The 18,629-nt window shown below is 64.3% G+C and carries 14 protein-coding genes; all 14 read right to left on the bottom strand.

Annotated features, from left to right (window positions below; translation table 11 throughout):
• Positions 1–19: 19 nt before the first annotated feature.
• The 14 genes from PSUB009319_RS02275 to cheA all read right to left on the bottom strand — a co-directional run bounded on the left by PSUB009319_RS02275 (position 20) and on the right by cheA (position 18,469).
• On the bottom strand, positions 20–781 hold the full coding sequence (locus PSUB009319_RS02275; protein WP_124380620.1) for an RNA polymerase sigma factor FliA: 762 nt from the start codon (positions 779–781) through the stop codon (positions 20–22).
• A gap of 8 nt (positions 782–789) precedes the next feature.
• On the bottom strand, positions 790–1,587 hold the full coding sequence (locus tag PSUB009319_RS02270; RefSeq protein ID WP_124380619.1) for a MinD/ParA family protein: 798 nt from the start codon (positions 1,585–1,587) through the stop codon (positions 790–792).
• Between the two features lie 13 nt (positions 1,588–1,600).
• A complete protein-coding gene (gene flhF / locus PSUB009319_RS02265) occupies positions 1,601–3,535 on the bottom strand; it encodes a flagellar biosynthesis protein FlhF (RefSeq protein WP_124380618.1) in 1,935 nt (644 codons plus the stop codon).
• Complete coding sequence (flhA, locus tag PSUB009319_RS02260; RefSeq protein WP_124380617.1) at positions 3,532–5,658, bottom strand: flagellar biosynthesis protein FlhA; 2,127 nt, start codon at positions 5,656–5,658, stop codon at positions 3,532–3,534. Before flhA ends, flhF begins: the two co-directional genes overlap by 4 nt.
• Before the next feature lie 468 nt (positions 5,659–6,126).
• Positions 6,127–7,290, bottom strand: a complete 1,164-nt coding sequence (gene flhB, locus PSUB009319_RS02255) for a flagellar biosynthesis protein FlhB (RefSeq protein WP_124380616.1) — start codon at positions 7,288–7,290, stop codon at positions 6,127–6,129.
• A 208-nt stretch (positions 7,291–7,498) separates the two neighbouring features.
• Complete coding sequence (gene cheZ / locus PSUB009319_RS02250; protein ID WP_124380615.1) at positions 7,499–8,167, bottom strand: protein phosphatase CheZ; 669 nt, start codon at positions 8,165–8,167, stop codon at positions 7,499–7,501.
• Positions 8,167–8,568, bottom strand: coding sequence for a chemotaxis response regulator CheY (cheY, locus tag PSUB009319_RS02245; RefSeq protein WP_048933593.1), 402 nt, complete (start codon positions 8,566–8,568; stop codon positions 8,167–8,169). Before cheY ends, cheZ begins: the two co-directional genes overlap by 1 nt.
• A gap of 150 nt (positions 8,569–8,718) precedes the next feature.
• Positions 8,719–9,840, bottom strand: a complete 1,122-nt coding sequence (locus PSUB009319_RS02240) for a chemotaxis response regulator protein-glutamate methylesterase (RefSeq protein ID WP_124380614.1) — start codon at positions 9,838–9,840, stop codon at positions 8,719–8,721.
• Between the two features lie 38 nt (positions 9,841–9,878).
• Positions 9,879–10,496 (bottom strand): chemoreceptor glutamine deamidase CheD, encoded by a 618-nt coding sequence (gene cheD, locus PSUB009319_RS02235; RefSeq protein ID WP_185453402.1) that lies wholly within the window; start codon positions 10,494–10,496, stop codon positions 9,879–9,881.
• Positions 10,497–10,582: 86 nt separating this feature from the next.
• On the bottom strand, positions 10,583–11,467 hold the full coding sequence (locus tag PSUB009319_RS02230; protein ID WP_124380612.1) for a CheR family methyltransferase: 885 nt from the start codon (positions 11,465–11,467) through the stop codon (positions 10,583–10,585).
• Between the two features lie 104 nt (positions 11,468–11,571).
• Positions 11,572–13,515, bottom strand: coding sequence for a methyl-accepting chemotaxis protein (locus tag PSUB009319_RS02225; protein ID WP_124380611.1), 1,944 nt, complete (start codon positions 13,513–13,515; stop codon positions 11,572–11,574).
• 225 nt (positions 13,516–13,740) lie between these two features.
• Positions 13,741–15,591: a methyl-accepting chemotaxis protein gene (locus tag PSUB009319_RS02220; protein ID WP_124380610.1), complete on the bottom strand. Its 1,851-nt coding sequence runs from the start codon at positions 15,589–15,591 to the stop codon at positions 13,741–13,743.
• A gap of 124 nt (positions 15,592–15,715) precedes the next feature.
• On the bottom strand, positions 15,716–16,207 hold the full coding sequence (locus PSUB009319_RS02215; RefSeq protein WP_124380609.1) for a chemotaxis protein CheW: 492 nt from the start codon (positions 16,205–16,207) through the stop codon (positions 15,716–15,718).
• 81 nt (positions 16,208–16,288) lie between these two features.
• Positions 16,289–18,469: a chemotaxis protein CheA gene (gene cheA / locus PSUB009319_RS02210; protein ID WP_124380608.1), complete on the bottom strand. Its 2,181-nt coding sequence runs from the start codon at positions 18,467–18,469 to the stop codon at positions 16,289–16,291.
• Between the last annotated feature and the right edge of the window lie 160 nt (positions 18,470–18,629).

The raw sequence follows: 18,629 nt of genomic DNA, 5'->3' as shown, positions 1-18,629 counted from the left end.
AGGTTAAGCCGGCATCCGATCAGGTCGGCGTCGGCAACCATGCGCGATCACGCAGGCGCGAGCGGATGCGGGCAATCGCCTGGCTGTGGATCTGGCACACGCGCGATTCCGACACGCCCATCACGGCGCCGATTTCGCGCAGGTTCAGGTCCTGCTCGTAGTAGAGGCTCATCATGAGCTTTTCGCGCTCCGGCAGCGCCTCGATGGCGGCGACCACCGATTCACGCAGGTCGTGGTCCAGCAATTGGTCCAGCGGCGTCGCGTCGTTCTCGGGGGCGCGGTTCTCGATGAAGGCGTCAGCGTCTTCGCGGTCAAAATCTTCGTAATACAGCAGTTGGCTGCCTTGCAGGTCGACCAGTTGCTTCTGGTAGTCGGCCAGCGACATGCCCAGCGCTGCGGCAATCTCGGTTTCAGTGGGCGCGCGGCCCTTCTGCTGCTGCAGCTTCTGGATCGCCTGCTCGATCGTGCGGGCGTTGCGGCGCAGGCCGCGCGGCAGCCAATCCGAGCCGCGCAGTTCGTCCAGAATCGCACCGCGAATACGCTGCGCCGCATAGAACTCGAACTGCACGCCCTGCGTTTCTTCATAGCGCGACAGCGCGTCGAGCAAGCCCATCATGCCGGCCTGGATCAGGTCGTCCAACTCAACGCTGGCCGGCAGCTTGACCATCATCTGGTTGGCAATGCGACGTACCAGTGGGGCATACGTGGCCATTTCGTCGGACTTGGTCTTGCGACCGGTTGCGGTGTACATATCCATGCCTGCCTTTGACGCTTCGTTCATGCTGCGCCTCAATAAACCAATTCGGCCGCGCGTGCGGTGGCGCGGAGCGTCGCAGTCGATGTTGCTGCCGACATTGACGTTGCCTGCGCCGATTCATCTGCCGGCTGTGCCGGTGCCCGCGCCGACATGACCGCCCGCGACGGCGCACCGCCATCACCGGCTTGGGCCTCGGCGCTGGCCCAGCTCAACATCTCTTCGGCAAGCTGGCGGAAGGCCATGGCCGAAGGCGATGCGGGAAACGCACTCGCCACGGGCTTGCCGAGCGAGAGCGCGAGTTCTACGTGCCGGTCCTCAGGGAGGTAGCCGGCGAAATCGATACGGGTGTTCAGGTACTGGCCCACGGTGTTGGCCAGGTTGCCGAACACGCGCACAGCAGAGTCCACCGAATGCGCGCCGCACACCACGGCGCGAATGCCACGCCCTTGCCGATTCGTGCCTTGCAGCACGGCGGTTTTCTTGAGCAGCGTGTACGCGCTCTTGATGCCGTCCGGGCCATCGGAGAAGGTCAGCAGCACGTCGTCGCAGGCTTCGGCCACGGTGCCAAGCGCACGGGTGCCAAAATGTGCGGCCACCAGCGTCACATCCGCCGTCTCGTCGTGCTGCTCCAGCACACCGGCCATGGCCAGCGTGGTCTGGGCGCTCACCACGGCGGCGTCGCGGCCCATGGCGGACAGCGCAATGCGCAGGTTGTCGACAAAGTCATCGACCTGCTCTTCCGCGCCGATCACCAGCACGCGGCGGGCAGCGGCATGACCCAGCATGCGCCGCAGCCCTGCGGCTTGATCCTTGGCGAATGGCGTTGTCATGGTCGCCCCCTTGTCAGGCGAAATCGAAAGCGGCCAGGCCGGGTTCGCGCTTGGCGACGCCATGTGCAGAGCCTTGCGCCACCAGCAACGATTCATCCGAATCCAGCGTGAACGACGACTGCTCGGCACCGGCCCGGAATGAGCGGTGGATCAGCAGCTTCTTGTTCGGCACCGCAATGTCTTCCGGCACGCGCTGGCCGTACGACACGTAGTGCAGCGGCAGGCGGCGGCGGATCATGACGTCCATCGCGTGGCCAACCGAGGCGGCCTCGTCGATCTTGGTCAGGATGCAGCCGGCCAGATTGGCGTCGCCTTGGTGGGCATTGCAATACGCGCTCACCACTTCGTCGAGCGTCTTGCCGTTGCTTGCAGCGTTCAGCAGCAGCAGGCGCTTGATCGACGGGCCCACGGCGTGCAGCATCGCCATCTGCTCAGACACGGCGCGGTCACGCTGGCTCATGCCGATGGTGTCGATCAGCACCACGTGCTTCTCGCGCAGATCGTTCAGCGCCAGGCTCAGGTCTTGCGCGTCTTTCACGGCATGCACAGAGACGCCCAGGATCTTGCCGTAGATGCGCAGTTGCTCATGCCCGCCGATCCGGTAGCTGTCGGTCGAGAGCAGTGCCACACGCGATGCGCCATGGCGCAGCACGAAGCGCGCAGCCAGCTTGGCGGTGGTGGTGGTCTTGCCCACACCCGTCGGGCCCATCAGGGCAAACACGCCGCCCTGGTCGAGCAGGCTGTTTTCATCCGACACGGTGCTCAGGTTCTTTTCAATCGCGCGCTGCACGAAATCCAGCGCGCCTTCATACGTGTCGTGCTGCGGCATGTTCTCCAGCACGTAGCGCGTGAGCTGTGCCGAGAACCCTGCGTTGAGCATGGTCTGGAACAGGCGCGTGCGCACCGGATCGCCCAGCTTCACGCCCAGCGAGGCGAGGCTGGACATGGCGTCGTTCAGCGTGCTCTTGAGCACGTCGATCTCGCTGACCATGCGGCGGGTCATCACGTCGGTCTCGGCACGAATGCTTTCCTTCACGTCGGCCTGGATGGCCGAACGCTGCAGGCTCAGGTCTTCACGCGGAGCTTCGGGCTTGGCCATCGTGTCTTCCACACGGACGAAAATGTCGGACGATTTGCGGGCATCAATGTGGGCATCGGCTTGCGCCTCGACACGCGCCTTCACCGGCGCGTCCATCTTCTGCTCTGCACGGAGGGAGCGGGCCTGGGCTTCCACGCGCTCTGCAAAGCTGCGCAGCGTGGCCGGGCGCTCGTCCTGCTCGCGTGCCTGTTCACGAGCGGGCTGACGGCTGGCGGCAAAGCGAGCGGTCGATTCCATCTCCGGCGCGTCGTCTTCCACCGTGGTGCGGCGGGCGATGAACTGAGCGGTGCTGGCCAAAGCCTGTGCGGCAGACTGGGCAACGTCGAGGTTGGCGCGATCCAGCGACAGGCCGGCCAGCATGCGGGTGGACGCCACCAGCGCATCTTCTTCGCCAAAGGCCACGTCATCATCCACGCGCGTTTGCAGCGTGCGGCCAGCCGGCTTCGCCTGGGCAGCGGCCACCGGGGCCACCGGCGCGTCTTCCTGCGCAGGGGCACGGCGCGAAGCAATAAAGCGGTTACGCAGACGGGCCAGCGCGTTGGGTGCCGGGGCTTCCGCCTGGAGGGACGCTTCAGCCGGTGCCTGAGCGGCAACGACGGCTGCGGTTGCAGCGGCAATCGGTGCGGGCTCGGGAATCGGTGCCGGTGCCATCGGACGGCGCTGTGCCGTCTTGGGCGCCGACGACTGCGTGTCCACCAACGCGTCCACGTGCGTATCCGACGCGGCGATGATCTCAATGCCGCCCGGCACGGCGCGGTTCGACAGAATCAGAGCGCCATCGCCGAGTTGATCGCGGACTTTGCGCAGGACGTCGCGCGACGTCAGTCCGGTGAATCGATGCATCTTCATGCGCGGCCTCCAAGCATGGCGACAACCTTAATCGTTCTGTGATCTGGAATTTCTGCGTGCGAGAGCACGCGCAGGCCGGGTGCGGCACGCTTGAACAGGCGGGCAAGCATCGGGCGCAGTGCGGGCGGCACCAGCAGGACGCCCGTCTGGCCCATCTGCTCGTGCTGGCGCGACGAATCGGCGGCCGCTTGCATGAGCGAATCTGCCAGTTGCGGTTCGATCGGGCCGGCGTTAGAGCCAACAACGCTTTGCAGCAAGATGTTCTCCAGATTCGGGTCAAGCGTGACGACCTGCATTTCGGTCTTGTTGGGAAAGAGCTGCTGGGCAATCGCCCGGCCCAGCGCCACACGCACGGCGGCGGTGAGTTCAGCGGGGTCTTGCGTCCTGCCGCCGTGTTCCGCCAGCGTCTCGACGATGGTGCGGATATCGCGGATATGCAGGCCTTCGTCCAGCAGGTTCTGCAGCACCTTCTGCACGGTCGCGACGGGCAACAGCTTGGGCACAACGTCTTCGACCAGCTTCGGTGCTTCCTTGCCCAAATGATCGAGCAACTGCTGGACTTCCAAACGGCCGAGAAGCTCGGTGCTATGGGTGTAAATCAACTGATTGACGTGGGTGGCGATGACCGTGCTGCAATCGACCACGGTATAGCCTTCGGCCTGCGCGCGATCGCGCACATCGGCGGTGATCCACATGGCCGGCAGGCCAAAGGTTGGGTCCACGGTGGGGGTGCCGGGCAGTTGCGTGCCCAAGCGCCCACCCTGGCCGCCATTGGCACCAAAGCCGCCAACGCCATCCTGGCCACCGGGGTTGATGGCGAGGAACTTGCCCTGCTGCACCTCGCCGTGGCCGATTTCCACGCCCTTGAGCGTGATGCGGTACGACGACGGGCCCAGCTCCAGGTTGTCGCGAATATGCACAACCGGCGCCAGAAAACCCATGTCTTGCGTGAACTTCTTGCGGATGCCCTTGATCCGGCGCAGCAGCTCGCCGTCCTGGCTCTTATCGACCAGCGGGATCAGGCGGTAGCCGATCTCCAGGCCCAGCACGTCGACCCACGACACATCGTCCCAGCTCGCTTCGGGCGTATCGACCGGGGCAATGGCTTGCAGTACCGGCTCGACTTCGGGCACTTCGCGCTTCTTCTTGAGATACCAGCCCAGATAGCCCAGACCGCCGCCAAACAGGATGAACGGGATGTGCGGCATGCCCGGCACCATGCCCAGCAGGCCCAGCACACCGGCGGTGGTCATCAGCACCATCGGCATGGCAAACAGCTCGCTCGACAGTTGCTGGCCGACGTTCTTGTCAGTCGAAACGCGGCTGACCATGATGCCCGCCGCGGTGGAGATCACCAGCGCAGGAATCTGCGCGACCAGGCCGTCGCCAATGGTCAGCAGCGTGTAGTTGGTAGCCGCGTGGCCAATGTCCATGTTGTGCTGGAGCACACCCACGGCCAGACCACCAATGATGTTGATCAGCAAAATGGCGATACCCGCCACTGAATCGCCGCGCACGAACTTGCTGGCACCGTCCATGGAGCCGAAGAATTCGGCTTCCTGGGCGATGGCCGTGCGGCGCTTGCGGGCTTCGTCTTCACGGATCAGACCGGCGTTCAGGTCGGCGTCGATGGCCATCTGCTTGCCGGGCATCGCATCGAGCGTGAAGCGCGCGCTGACTTCGGCAATGCGCCCCGCGCCCTTGCTGATCACCATGAAGTTGATGATGACCAGGATGACGAACAGCACGATGCCAACGGTGTAGTTGCCGCCCACCAGGAAGTGGCCGAAGGCTTCGATGACCTTGCCGGCGGCGTCCGGGCCGGTGTGGCCTTCCATCAGCACCACGCGGGTGGAGGCGACGTTGAGCGACAGCCGCATCAGCGTGGTGATCAGCAGGATGCTGGGGAATGACGAGAAATCCAGCGGCGTGAGCGTGTGCATGCTGATCAGCAGCACAATGATCGACAGCGCGATGTTGAAGGTGAACAGCAAGTCCAGGATGAACGGCGGCAACGGCAGCACCATCATCGCCAGGATCAGGATGATGAGCACCGGGCCCGCGGCGGAGCGGAAGTCGCCCTTGCGCAGGATGTCGGTGACTCGGAGCAGTGCGGCGTTCATTGGCGGGGCGTGCAGCAGGGGGCTTTTTCGATGGATGCCATCTTGCCGGGGGCGCCGCCAAATTGAAGACGTGAGAAAGCCGCCCAAAAGGCGGCTTTTCTTTGAAATACCCTCCCACCGAGGGGTGCGGAAGCGGAAGACGCCGCCGCCACGGTGCCACCTACCGCGGGCCGCAAATACAAGTGCTACAAGTGCCACTTATGTCACACAGAGGGCGCATGCGAAGCCGCAAAGCGGCGGCCTGCACGAAGTCCTATGTCAGTTGCACGAGGCAGTAGCGTCGGCGCTGAGAAACCGCATCGCCCTTCCCAATCGGCATTGTTCTCGCCACGGGCGCGGAACCAATCTGTGTCAGGGTCGATGGGGTGAGTGCGAGGCGCACACATTGCAGACGCCCGCTGGAATGCCGGCCCACGCTGGCTCGACCAGGATGCGGATCATAAAAACCGTGCGCAAATCCATGACGTCTTATGCGTCGTCGGGCTCGTCGTCGGGGCCGGGTTGCGGCCCTGGGTCCATATCGGCGGGCACTGGCAGGTCGGTCGGGCGTACCGGCGCGCGGCCACCCACCTGATGCAGACGGCGCAGTTGGTAGACGTAAGCCAGCACTTCTGCCACGGCGGCGTAAAGCGCTTCTGGAATCTGGTGGCCGATCTCGGTATGGCGATACAGCGCGCGCGCCAGCGGGGGCGCTTCCAGGATGGGGATTTTGTGCTCCGTGCCCAGCTCGCGGATCTTGGCGGCCACCATGTCGGCGCCCTTGGCCAACACGCGCGGCGCGCCGCCTTCCTTCTCGGAATAGCGCAGCGCCACGGCGTAGTGCGTCGGGTTGGTGACGATCACGTCGGCCTTGGGCACGTCGGCCATCATGCGGCGCTGGGCGGCCTGACGCTGCAGGTTGCGGATGCGGCCCTTGACGTGCGGGTCGCCCTCGGACTCGCGGTGCTCCTTGCGTACTTCTTCCTTGGTCATGCGGTGCTTGCGCGCGTATTGCCACAATGACAGCGGCACATCCACCGCTGCCACCAGCATCATCACGGCCGCCATGCACAGGAAGGCCACACCGGCCACATGCAGGGTGTCGCGCATGGCAACGCCCAGGTCTTGCTGCGGCAGCTCGATCAGGTCGCCACGGTAGTGACGGACCAGCAGCCAGCCCACGCCGGCAATCAGGAACAGTTTGATCAGCAGGCGAGGCAGCTCCATCAGCCCCTCGAGCGAGAACATGCGCGTCAGGCCCTGCAGCTTGAACAGGCGCGAGATATCAGGCGCCAGCGGCTTGAACGAGATGGCCCCGCGCGTGAGCGCCAGCGGCGACAGCGCGGCAATCACCAGCATCAGCATCAGAGCGCCCAGCGCCATGGCCAGCGGCATGAACTGGCCGCTCACATAGTTCCACTGGTCCTGCCCGCTTGTGTAGTTGTAGCGGTGAAACTCCAGGCAGCGCGCCAGAAAAGACGACGCGGCCCGCACGATCGAATCGCCCATGACCCATAAACCGCCCGCAGACACCGCGGTCAGGGCGAACGAAGCCAGTTCCCTTGATCTGGGAACGTCGCCTTCCTCGCGCGCCTGCTCGAGGCGCCTCGGAGAGGCGGCTTCAGTTTTTTCGAGATCGCTTTCTTCGGACATGCCGGACGAGAAAGGTGGGCTGGCGAGGGTAAATGGACACCATCGGCCCCATGGCCGACCGTTGCATTATTCCCGCAGCACTGTCCAGCCGAAGCACGGAAAAAGCCCGCCCGAGCCCGCTTTTTCCGTGAAATGACCGCCTGCGTCACAAACGAAAACGCCCACCGGAAGGCGGGCGTTTCAGGGAGCGTGCAGACGGTTCAGCGCTTCAGAACCCCAGACTTTCCAGCAGGTCGTCCACCTGCTCCTGGTTGGCAACCACGTCCGGATGGTCCGGATTGATCTGCGGGCCGTTGAGCAGCGTGGATGCAACTTGCGCAGCTTCCACGCGCAGGTGTTCTGGCGCGTTGTCGAGCAGGATGCCAACAAGCTGGCTTTCGATCAGTTGGACGACATCCAGCACCTTCTTGATCACCTGGCCAGTCAAGTCCTGAAAGTCCTGAGCCATCAGGATTTCCATAAGCTGCTGGTTCGTGTCACGCGTCTTTTCCGGGACGCTGCGCAGGAAGCCGTTGGTCTGGCCGACCAGATCGCGGATCTCGTCATCGCCCAGTTGGCGGTCCATCCACGACTGCCAGCGGTTGACCAGCGCCTCGGCGTCGGACTCCAGCGCGTCCTGCACCGGACGGGCGGCGTCAATGGCGTTGAGCACACGGGTGGCTGCCTGCTCGGTCATGTTGGCAATGTAGTTCAGGCGGTCGCGTGCGTCGGGAATGGCCGATGCCGCGCGCTCCACACTCTTGTCCAAGCCGAGTTCACGCATGCTTTCACGCAGCATCCGCGTGAGGTGACCGATGCGCTGGAGCATTTCCGGCATGTCACCGTGGTCTGCGCCTTCTGCGGCCTGCACCTGGGCGCCATCGTGCATCTCGCTCATCACGCCCCCTTTTCGAGCTTCTCGAAAATCTTGCCCAGCTTCTCGTCCAGCGTGGCTGCCGTAAAGGGCTTGACCACGTAGCCGTTGGCACCTGCCTGGGCAGCGGCAATGATGTTTTCCTTCTTGGCTTCGGCCGTGACCATCAGCACGGGCAGCTTGCTGATGACCGGATTGGCGTCTCCACGGATGCTCTGCAGCATCTGCAAGCCATCCATGTTGGGCATGTTCCAGTCCGAGATCACGAAATCGAACCGGCCTTCCTTGACCTTGGCCAGGCCGGCGGCGCCGTCTTCGGCCTCGTCGACGTTGGCAAAACCGAGTTCCTTGAGCAGGTTACGCACGATCCGGCGCATCGTCGGGAAATCGTCGACGACGAGGAATCGGTACTGGCTCTTGTCCATGGACACAATCTCCGCAAACTAACTGAAATGGGGGGTTTCGGGACTACCTTGGCAGTGTTATCGGCGTCCCAGGCTGTTTCTTGAGCGCCGTAACGCTTCGGGGCGCCTGACTGCTGCGCCCCGCAACCAATGTACCCGCAAAGGTAAGCGTTACACGCGCGTCACGCGGCCATGGGCTGACAACCTGGCCAGAACATGCGGGCCGATCTGCGACAGCGGCAGGACTTCGTGCACGCCGCCATGGGCCACGGCCTCTTTGGGCATGCCGTAGACCACACAGGACGCCTCGTCCTGGGCGACGTTGTAGGCGCCCGCGTTGCGCATTTCCAGCATGCCGACCGCGCCGTCGCGGCCCATGCCGGTCAGGATCACGCCCAGGGCGTTGGCCCCGGCGTTGCGCGCGGCCGAGCGGAACAGCACATCCACCGCCGGGCGATGACGGTTGACCGGCGGGCCCTGATCCAGCTCGGTGACGTAGTTGGCGCCGCTGCGGCCCAGCGACAGGTGCATGTCGCCCGGGGCGATGTAGGCGTGGCCAGGCAGCACACGTTCACCGTGCACGGCTTCTTTCACGCGGATGCGGCACAGGCCGTCCAGCCGCTTGGCAAACGACGTGGTGAAGCCCGCCGGCATGTGCTGCACGATCAGGATGCCGGGGCAGTCGGGCGGCATTTCCAGCAGGAAATCCTTGATGGCCTCCGTGCCGCCGGTGGAGGCGCCCACGATGATGAGCTTTTCCGTCGACGAGAAATGGGTACGGGCCGGAGCCGGCGCGGCCGGTGCATGATCTGCGCGAACGTGTGCGCCGGGCGCCGATGCCGACACGGGCGCAGCCGCGGGGGCTGCCGCGCGCGGACGCAGCTTGGCGCGGGCAGCCGCACGAATCTTGTCGGCAATCTGATCGGCGTATTCGTTCATGCCGTCGCGCATGCCCAGCTTGGGCTTGGCGACAAAATCCACCGCGCCCAGCTCCAGCGCGCGCAGCGTGGCTTCCGAGCCGCGCTCCGTGAGCGAGGAAATCATGACCACCGGCGTCGGGCGCAGGCGCATGAGTTTTTCCAGAAAGTCGAGGCCGTCCATCTTCGGCATTTCGACATCCAGCGTGAGCACGTCCGGATTGGTCTGCTTGATGAGCTCGCGCGCGATGATCGGGTCGGGCGCCACACCCACCACTTCCATGTCCGGCTGGCTGTTGATGATCTCCTTCAGGATGCTGCGGATCAGTGCGGAATCGTCGATGCACAGCACCTGAATCTTGCGTTTGTCGTTCATGTTGGAAGCAAGTGTCAGGAATTACGGGGATTGCGGGATTACGTGAACAGTTGCAGGCGCGAAGCGGGTTTCGTCGTGATGGATTTCGACAGCTTGCTGGCGTATTGGGCTTCGCTGTCCAGCTCGGCCGCCGAATTTTGCGAGCGCAGCTTGCGCACCATGATCTGGCCGGTGGACGGTACGAAATACACCTTGCGCGGATGCACGTCAAAGAGGTCTTTGGCGGCCACCGTCAGCCCTTCGTTGCGCAGGAATTCGAGCACGAACTTGCCGTTGCGTTCGCCCACGTCCAGCGTGCTCATGCCGGCCAGCACGGCGGCGCCACCAAACACCTTGATCTCCAGGCGCTCGCGCCGGGCACCCGCCTTGTAGAGCTGGTTGAGCAGCACTTCCATGGCGTGCGTGCCGTAGCGCATGGACGGCGACAGGATCGATTCGCCCTCGCTGCGCGAGGGCAGCATGAAGTGGTTCATGCCGCCAATGCCGAGGGTCTTGTCACGCACGCAGGCCGAGACGCACGAGCCGAGCACCGTCACCAGCATCAGGTCTTCGGTGGTGACGTAGTACTCGCCGGGCAGCACTTTCATGGCGCGCCGGCTGAAGGTGGTGTCGTAGTAAGCGTGGGTGCTGGCGGCCGATTGCGCGAGCGTGGCCATGGCGCCCGCGCTCATGCCGCTGGTGCCGCTATCGCTGCGCACAATGTCGGCAGCCGATTGCGGGGGCGCCCGTTTGCCAAAGTCGATCATCGTGCCCCCGTCATCCTGGCGCGCAGCTCGGGCGCGACTTCGTACACGGTTTTGCCGCGCAATGACCACGCCTTGCTGATCTGCAGGAAGCTCTCCGAATGGCCGGCAAAGAGCAGGCCGTCGGGTTTCATCACGTCGATAAAGTGTTCAAGGATCTTGGCCTGCGTCGGCTTATCGAAATAGATCATCACGTTGCGGCAGAAGATCACGTCGAATTTCTGCTGCAGGGGCCAATCGCGATCGAGCAGGTTGATCTGGCGGAAATCGATCATGGCCTGCAGCTCGGGCCGCACGCGGGCATAGCCCTCTTGCTTGCCGGTGCCGCGCAGGAAGTACTTCTTCAGGCGCTCGGGCGACAGCGCCGACACGCGCTCCATCGGATAAATGCCGGCGCGGGCACGGGCCAGCGCATTCGTATCCACGTCGGAGGCGACCACGCTCACCTGGCTGGGCGACATCGAGCCAAAGGCTTCGGCCAGCGTGATGGCGATCGAGTAAGGCTCTTCGCCCGTTGACGACGCCGAGCACCACACGGTGAACGGCGTGCGGCGGGCCTTGGCGTGTTCGGCCAGGATCGGGAAATGATGCTGCTCGCGAAAGAACGCGGTCAGGTTGGTGGTGAGCGCATTGGTAAAGGCTTCCCACTCGTCGGGCAGATGGCCTTTTTCCAGCGCGTCGAGGTAATCGCGGAAGGAGCCGAGGTTAACTACGCGCAGGCGGCGCGCCAGGCGGCTGTAGACCATCTCACTCTTGCGGTCGGACAGCGAGATACCGACGCGGCGATAGATCAGGTCGCGGATGCGGCCGAAATCTTCCGCGGTGAATGAAAACTCGCGCGAAGCGAGCGTCGGCGAGACTGGCGCCAAATTTTGTGCTGCCATGGATAACTAACCCCGTGTTTGGCGAGTCCTGATGCCCGCTTTCAATCGTTGGCGGGCACTGCTACCGCAGTGCCGCGCCAAGTTTGCTGCGGACGAGGCTGGCGTCAGAACGTGCTCCAGTCATCTTCATCGGCAGAACCGGCTGCCAGCTTGAGGGTCGGGGGAATCACGGCTGCCGAAACGACGGCGGCAACCACGGGGGCAACTGGCGCGTGTGACGGGTGTGGCGGGTGTGGCTCTTGGGGCGCGTGTGGCTCTTGGGGCGCTTTTTCTTCTTGTGCAACAACCGGGGCGGCAGAAGCAGTGGCGCAAACCTCTTCGGTGGCAGGCTCCGGCACCGTTGCCGGCTTGGCCGTCTTGCGCGAAGCCAAGGCGCGGGCCACGGAGGGCAGCACCTCGGTCTTCTCCGGGCGGACCTCGCTACGCACGGCAGGCGCCGAAACAACAGCCGGCGCCGCCACCGCCTGTTCCTCGGCGGCGTCCGTGCGGAAGGCCGACACGGCATTGCGCAGCATCTGCGCCTGTTCTTCCAGCGACAGCGCGGCGGCGGCGGCCTGCTCCACCAACGCGGCGTTCTGCTGCGTAACCTCGTCCATCTGGTTCACGGCCTGGTTGACCTGTTCGATGCCACTGGTCTGCTCGTCCGACGCGGCGGAAATCTCGCCCATGATGTCAGTCACGCGGCGCACGGCCACCACGACTTCCTCGATCACCGTGCCGGCTTCGGCCACCAGGGCCGAACCGTTGCGCACACGGCCAACCGAATCGCCGATCAGCTCCTTGATCTCCTTGGCCGCCGTCGCCGAGCGTTGGGCCAGGTTGCGCACCTCACCCGCCACCACTGCAAAGCCGCGGCCTTGCTCGCCCGCGCGCGCGGCTTCCACCGCTGCATTCAGGGCGAGGATATTGGTCTGGAACGCAATGCTCTCGATCACGCCGATGATGTCAGCGATCTTCTTGCTGCTGGCGTTGATGCCGGCCATGGTTTCCACCACACGCCCCACCACCTGCCCGCCCTTGACGGCGATGTCTGACGCGCTGCCCGCAAGCTGGCTGGCCTGCCGCGCGTTGTCGGCGTTCTGGCGCACGATGCTGGTCAGCTCTTCCATGCTGGAAGCGGTTTCCTCCAGCGAGCTGGCCTGCTCTTCCGTGCGCTGCGACAGGTCGGCATTGCCGGCCGCGATCTGCTTGGTGGCGCTGGCAATGGAGTCGGCCGAACTCTTGATGTTGGTGATGGTGCCGGTCAGTTGCTGCTGCATCTGCGCCATGGCGAAGAGCATGCTGCTCTGGTCGCCGGGGCGGGTCTGCACGTGCACGGCCAGATCGCCGGCGGCAATGCGGCGGGCAATATCGGCCGCGTACGATGGCTCGCCGCCCAACTGGCGCGACAGCCGGCGTGCGATGACGATGCCCAACACGATGCCAAGCAGCGCGCCCGCGCAGGCCATCACCATCATCACGAGGCGCGAGCGCTGTGCGTCATCGCGGGCGCGGGCGGTGGAAGCGGCAGAGACTTCCTCCACACGCTTGACCATCTTGTCGAGCGTCTTTTCAAAGGCGGCGGTGTCGTCCAGCAGGCCAACGTTCTCGGCCGTGACGCGGCTGTCGAACTGGGTCGGGTCAAGACCCTGCTTGTCCATCAGCGCCACGAAGTCGGTCATGCGCTTGCCCCAGACGGGGTAGATCGCATCGACCTCACGGATCATCTTCTTGCCTTCGTCCGACGTGAACAGCGGGCGGACATTCTCCACGCCGTCTTTCAGGTGCAGCATGCTGTCTGCAATCTGCGTGCTGAGTGTCTTGCGCTCGGTGAGCGTGGTGGCAATCAGCAGCGCCGTCTGCGCACGGCTGGCATGCGCCAGGCTGTTGGCCGCGCTGCCCATCTGCGTGATGGCGCGCATCTGCTTCTGTGCCAGCTCTTCGCTGGCTTTGGTCAACTGCGTGATCGTATAGATGCCCAACCCGCCAATGGCTGCGCCCATGGCGGCCACGATCAGGAAACCGCCGGTGAGTACCGTGGACACCGGCAAACGCTTGATCCAACCCATGTTGTCTACCCCTTCCTCTTTTTTGTATGCCCCCTGACCGCTATCGGCCCGTGGGGGGCGGCCCTTTAGAACCGCCGTGGGGTCATGCCACTTCAGTGGGGGGTCGCCCCAGCTTCAGTGAGTGATCGCCCAGGCAAAAAAAAACCTGCCCCGAAGGGCAGGCTGCACACCACAAACACACACGAGAGAGCTTTCGCGAGCAGCGAAGATCCCGTGCATACATGGTCAAAAGGTTTCCCAGTCGCTACCGTCGCCGCCTGCGGCAACGCGCTTGGGTACTGGCAACTTGGGCGCTGACACGGCCGCTTTCGTCACGGCGGCGGCGCGCTCGCGTTGTTGTTCTTTGGCGCTGGCCCGCACTGCGGGTTCAGCGGCAGTTCCGACTGCGGCCTTCGGCTGGGCGGCACGGCGCGGCACAGCCTGGGCCTTTGGCACCGGCCTGGCAGCGAGTGGGGCAGGGACTGGGGCAACGACTGGGGCAACGCCCCGGACAACCCCAGGCACCGTCGGCAGCACATTCGCCTGCGTACCGGTTTGCGTGCGGAACGCCGCCACGGCCTGGCGCAGCCCGCTGGCCTGCTCCTGCAGCGAAGTCGCGGCGGCGGCGGCCTGCTCCACCAGTGCGGCGTTCTGCTGCGTGCCCTCGTCCATCTGCGTGACAGCGTGGTGGATCTGCTCGATGCCGGCGCTTTGCTCGTCGGAAGCCGAGCTGATCTCGCCCATGATGTCGGTCACGCGTTTCACGGCAACGACCACCTCGTCGATCACGTTGCCCGCTTCCGCCACCAGCGCGGTGCCGTTTTCAACGCGGCCAACCGAGTCGCTGATCAGCGCCTTGATTTCCTTGGCTGCCGTGGCCGAGCGCTGCGCCAGGCTGCGCACTTCACCCGCCACCACCGCAAAGCCGCGGCCCTGTTCGCCTGCGCGTGCGGCTTCAACCGCCGCATTGAGCGCCAGGATGTTGGTCTGGAAGGCAATGCCCTCAATCACGCTGATGATGTCGGCGATCTTCTTGCTGCTGTCGTTGATGCCGGCCATGGTGTCCACCACGCGGCCAACCACTTCGCCGCCCTTGACGGCGATGTCCGATGCGTTGCCGGCCAGCGTGCTGGCCTGGCGTGCGTTGTCAGCGTTCTGGCGGACGATGCTCGTCAGCTCTTCCATGCTCGACGCGGTTTCCTGCAACGCAGAGGCCTGTTGCTCCGTGCGTTGCGAGAGGTCTGCATTGCCGGAGGCAATCTGCTGCGTGGCGCTGGCAATCGAGTCGGAGCCCGAGCGCACCTGCCCCACCATCTTCTGCAGGCTTTCCTGCATGCGTTGCAGGGCCAGCAGCAGACGGCCAGTTTCATCCGCACGCCCAACGCGAATGGTGTGCGTGAGATCGCCTTGCGTGATGTGCTCGGCCTGTTCGACGGCGCGCACCAGCGGCAGCGTAATCGAACGGCGCAGCGCCCACGTCAGCAGCCCACCCGCCAGAATGCCGCCCAGCAGCAGGCTGGTGGTGAGCGTGCTCAGCATGGTGTGCTCGTGCTGGCTGGCTTCGTAGCTGGCCTTGGCCTCGTCCATCTGCAGGCGGTTGAGCGCCGTCACCTTATCGCCCAGGGGGCGGTATAGGGCGGGCATGACGTCCATGACCGTCTTGTTGATGCGAGCCTCGTCGCGCGCTTGCAGAGCTTGCATCAGCACCTGTGCGCCATCACGTAGAAAAACATCCCGCAGGCCCTGGGCCTCATCGGCCAGCTTGCGCCCGTCTGCCGTGGCGGGCAGCGCGCGATAGCGCTTCCAGGCGGCGTCAGACCTGTCGAGAAACATCCTGGCGCGCTCGATCGCCTTCTCCATGCCCGGCGCGTCGGGCGCCATGGCTGCACGGTCCAGCACGATGCGAAAGCTCAGCAGGCTGGAATCGGACTCAGCCAATGCCACGGTGCCCGCCAGTTGCACGGCGTAGCCGTCCTGCACGCGAGTGTTGGCGTGCCGCATGCCGATCAGGCCAGCCACACCCACGATCACGGCGAGCACACCAATGCCTGCCATCATCAGCCCCAAGCGGAGCCGGATGGTCATCTTGCCGAACATGCTTCCCTCCCCTAACGGCGCCGCACCTGTTATCACGGTGTCTTGTCGCCCTGCCGGACCCCCTGTGGCCCAGCCTCTTTTGCCGTGGGCACGCACGCCGCGCCCGGCCGGATTCATCTTGCGATCAAGCCGTTTCTGCTTCGTCGCACAGTGCCATGTCAGCCGACATCAGCAGGCGCTCGATGTCCACCAGGATCAGCATGCGCTCATCGATCGAGCCCAGGCCACGGATGTATTCCGTATCCAGCGCGCCCGAAAATTCCGGCGCCGGCTTGATCTGCTGGCTTTGCAGCGTCAGCACGTCCGACACGCCATCCACCACGATGCCGACCACGCGGTCCATCAGGTTCAGGATGATCACAACGGTGTACTGGTTGTACTCGATGCGATCGAGCTGGAACTTGATGCGCAGATCAACGATCGGCACGATGATGCCGCGCAGGTTGATCACACCCTTGATGAAATCGGGCGCATTGGCAATGCGCGTAACGGTCTCGTAGCCGCGGATTTCCTGCACCTTCAGGATGTCGATGCCGTATTCCTCACGGCCCAGCGTGAAGGCCAGATACTCCTCTCCGCCGGTGTCTTCGCCGATCGCATGTTCCTTGACTGCCATTGTGGCTCCCCTCGGGCCCGTCGGGCCACTAGATTGAATTCGTTTTTTTGGTGGTTGATCCCACTCCGCCAGCGTGGACGCTTATGCTGCGGCCATCGCCTCGGTCGAGAACCGGCCGCCTTGTGCTTCGCCCAGCTCTTGCTTCTCGGCAGTAACGGCACGCATCGCGTTTTCTGAATGGCCAGAACGTGTCTCACGCGTCTCGCGCATCAGTGCCGACACATCAACGATCAGTGCAACGCTGCCATCGCCCAGGATGGTCGCGCCCGAGATGCCCGGCACACGGCGGTAGTTGGTCTCCAGGTTCTTGACCACCACCTGCTGCTGGCCAACCAGTTCGTCGATCTGCAGCGCAATCTTCTTGCCTTCCGAATCCAGGATCACGACGATGCCTTCCGACGGATTGGGCAGCGAGGGCGTGATGCGGAAGCGCTCATACATCGGCACCAGCGTCAGGTATTCGTTGCGCACCTTGAGCAGGCGGCCGCCGCCCGGCACGGCCTTGATGTCTTCGGGGCGCGGTTGCAGCGATTCAGCCACGCACGACAGCGGGAGGATGAACACCTCGTCGCCGGTCTTGACCGACATGCCGTCCAGAATGGCCAGCGTCAGCGGCAGCACGATACGGATCGTGGTGCCCTTGCCCTTTTGCGACTGGATCTCGACATAGCCGCCCATCGACTGGATGTTCTGCTTGACCACGTCCATGCCCACGCCGCGGCCGGACACGTCCGTCACCTGATCGGCGGTGGAGAAACCCGGCGCGAAGATGAGCTGGTTGATCTCGTCGTCGGTCATGTTGTCCGACACGGGCAGGCCACGCTCGCGCGCTTTCTTGAGGATCTTGTCGCGGTTCAGGCCCTGGCCGTCGTCGCTCACCTCGATCACGATGTTGCCGCCCTGGTGGGCAGCGGAGAGCAGCAACTGGCCGGCGGGGTCTTTGCCAGCGGCCACGCGGGCCTCGGGCAGTTCGATGCCGTGGTCCAGGCTGTTGCGCACCAGGTGCGTGAGCGGATCGATGATGCGCTCGATCAGGCCCTTGTCCAGCTCGGTCGATTTGCCAAACGTCGACAGCTCGACCTGCTTGCCCAGCTTGTGCGCCAGGTCGCGCACCAGGCGCGGGAAGCGGTTGAACACATAATCCATCGGCATCATGCGGATGGACATGGCGGCCTCTTGCAGATCGCGTGCATTGCGCGTGAGCTGCGACAGGCCAGCAAACAGGCGCTCGTTGAGCACAGGGTCAAAGGCTTGCGCGGTTTGCGCCAGCATGGCCTGCGTGATGACGAGCTCGCCCACCAGGTTGATGAGCTGATCGACCTTTTCCACCCCCACGCGAATCGACGTTTCCGCAGCCACGGTCGGTTTGCTCTCTGCAGCGGCCGGACGTGCGAGCGTCGGGGCAGCCGCAGCGGCAGCAACGGCACCTTGCATCGGTGCGGCTTCGTTGGCGGCAGGGGCATGCACTTCGGTTTGCGCGGCAGCCGGAGAAGGTGCAGTGACAGCGGCCACGGCGGCTTCAGCACCGGCCGGGGCCACGTCACCCACGTGCGGCGTGATGACGATCTGGTCGGCATCGATGATGAAGCAGCTCACCGCGATGATGTCGTCGGCGGTGCAGGTGCTTTGCAGCACGATGTCGCTGTTGCGGCCGGTGCGCGCGTGGCGCAGCACGGTGCCCAGGTGCTTGAGTTCAGTGACGATCAGTTCGCAGTCTTCATTCGAGACGTTGATGAGCTTGATGTCCAGGCCGCCATCGATGGCGGGACCGGCTTCGGCCACCGGCTCGGGGGCAGCCACTGGCTCGGGGGCAGGCGCCACCGGAGCGGCGGCAACAGGGGGGACGGCGGCAACAGGGGCAACGGGGGCGCCATCCTCGGCAGTCAGGCTGTTGAGCTTGGCCACCATGTATTCGAGCGTGGCCGTATCGATGGGGTGCTCTTGCCGGTAGGCATCAAGTTGGCTTTTCAACACGTCTTTCGTTTCCAGGAAGGCATCTACCATGTTCTCGCGCAGTTGCAGGGTGCCAGTGCGGGCGCGGTCCAGAATCGATTCCGCCACATGCGTGAGTTCAGTCATGTGCGTGAAACCAAAGGTCGCAGCACCGCCCTTGATGGAGTGCGCGCAGCGGAAGATGGCGTTCAGATCGTCAGAAGAAGGATTGGCGACATCGAGGTTGAGCAGCAGCCGCTCCATGTCGACAAGCAGCTCTTCCGCTTCTTCGAAGAAGGCGCCGAAAAACTGGCTGAGATCGAGATTCATGTCGTGGTCTCTGTGTAGGGTCTGTCCGCGCATGAAACGTGCGCACGCAAGGGGGATTTGGGTCGCAGGGCTAGGCGTGGATGGCGCCGCCTGGTCATTCCAAGCAAGCCAGCCGCAACAACGCCATGCGGCACAAATTCCCCTTGCCCTTCGGGTTGGC

It is taken from the genome of Ralstonia sp. SET104 (assembly GCF_003851545.1).
In the GTDB taxonomy this organism is placed as follows: domain Bacteria; phylum Pseudomonadota; class Gammaproteobacteria; order Burkholderiales; family Burkholderiaceae; genus Ralstonia.
Note: the sequence above shows the minus strand (reverse complement) of the source record. Positions and strands in the feature narration are given on the sequence as shown.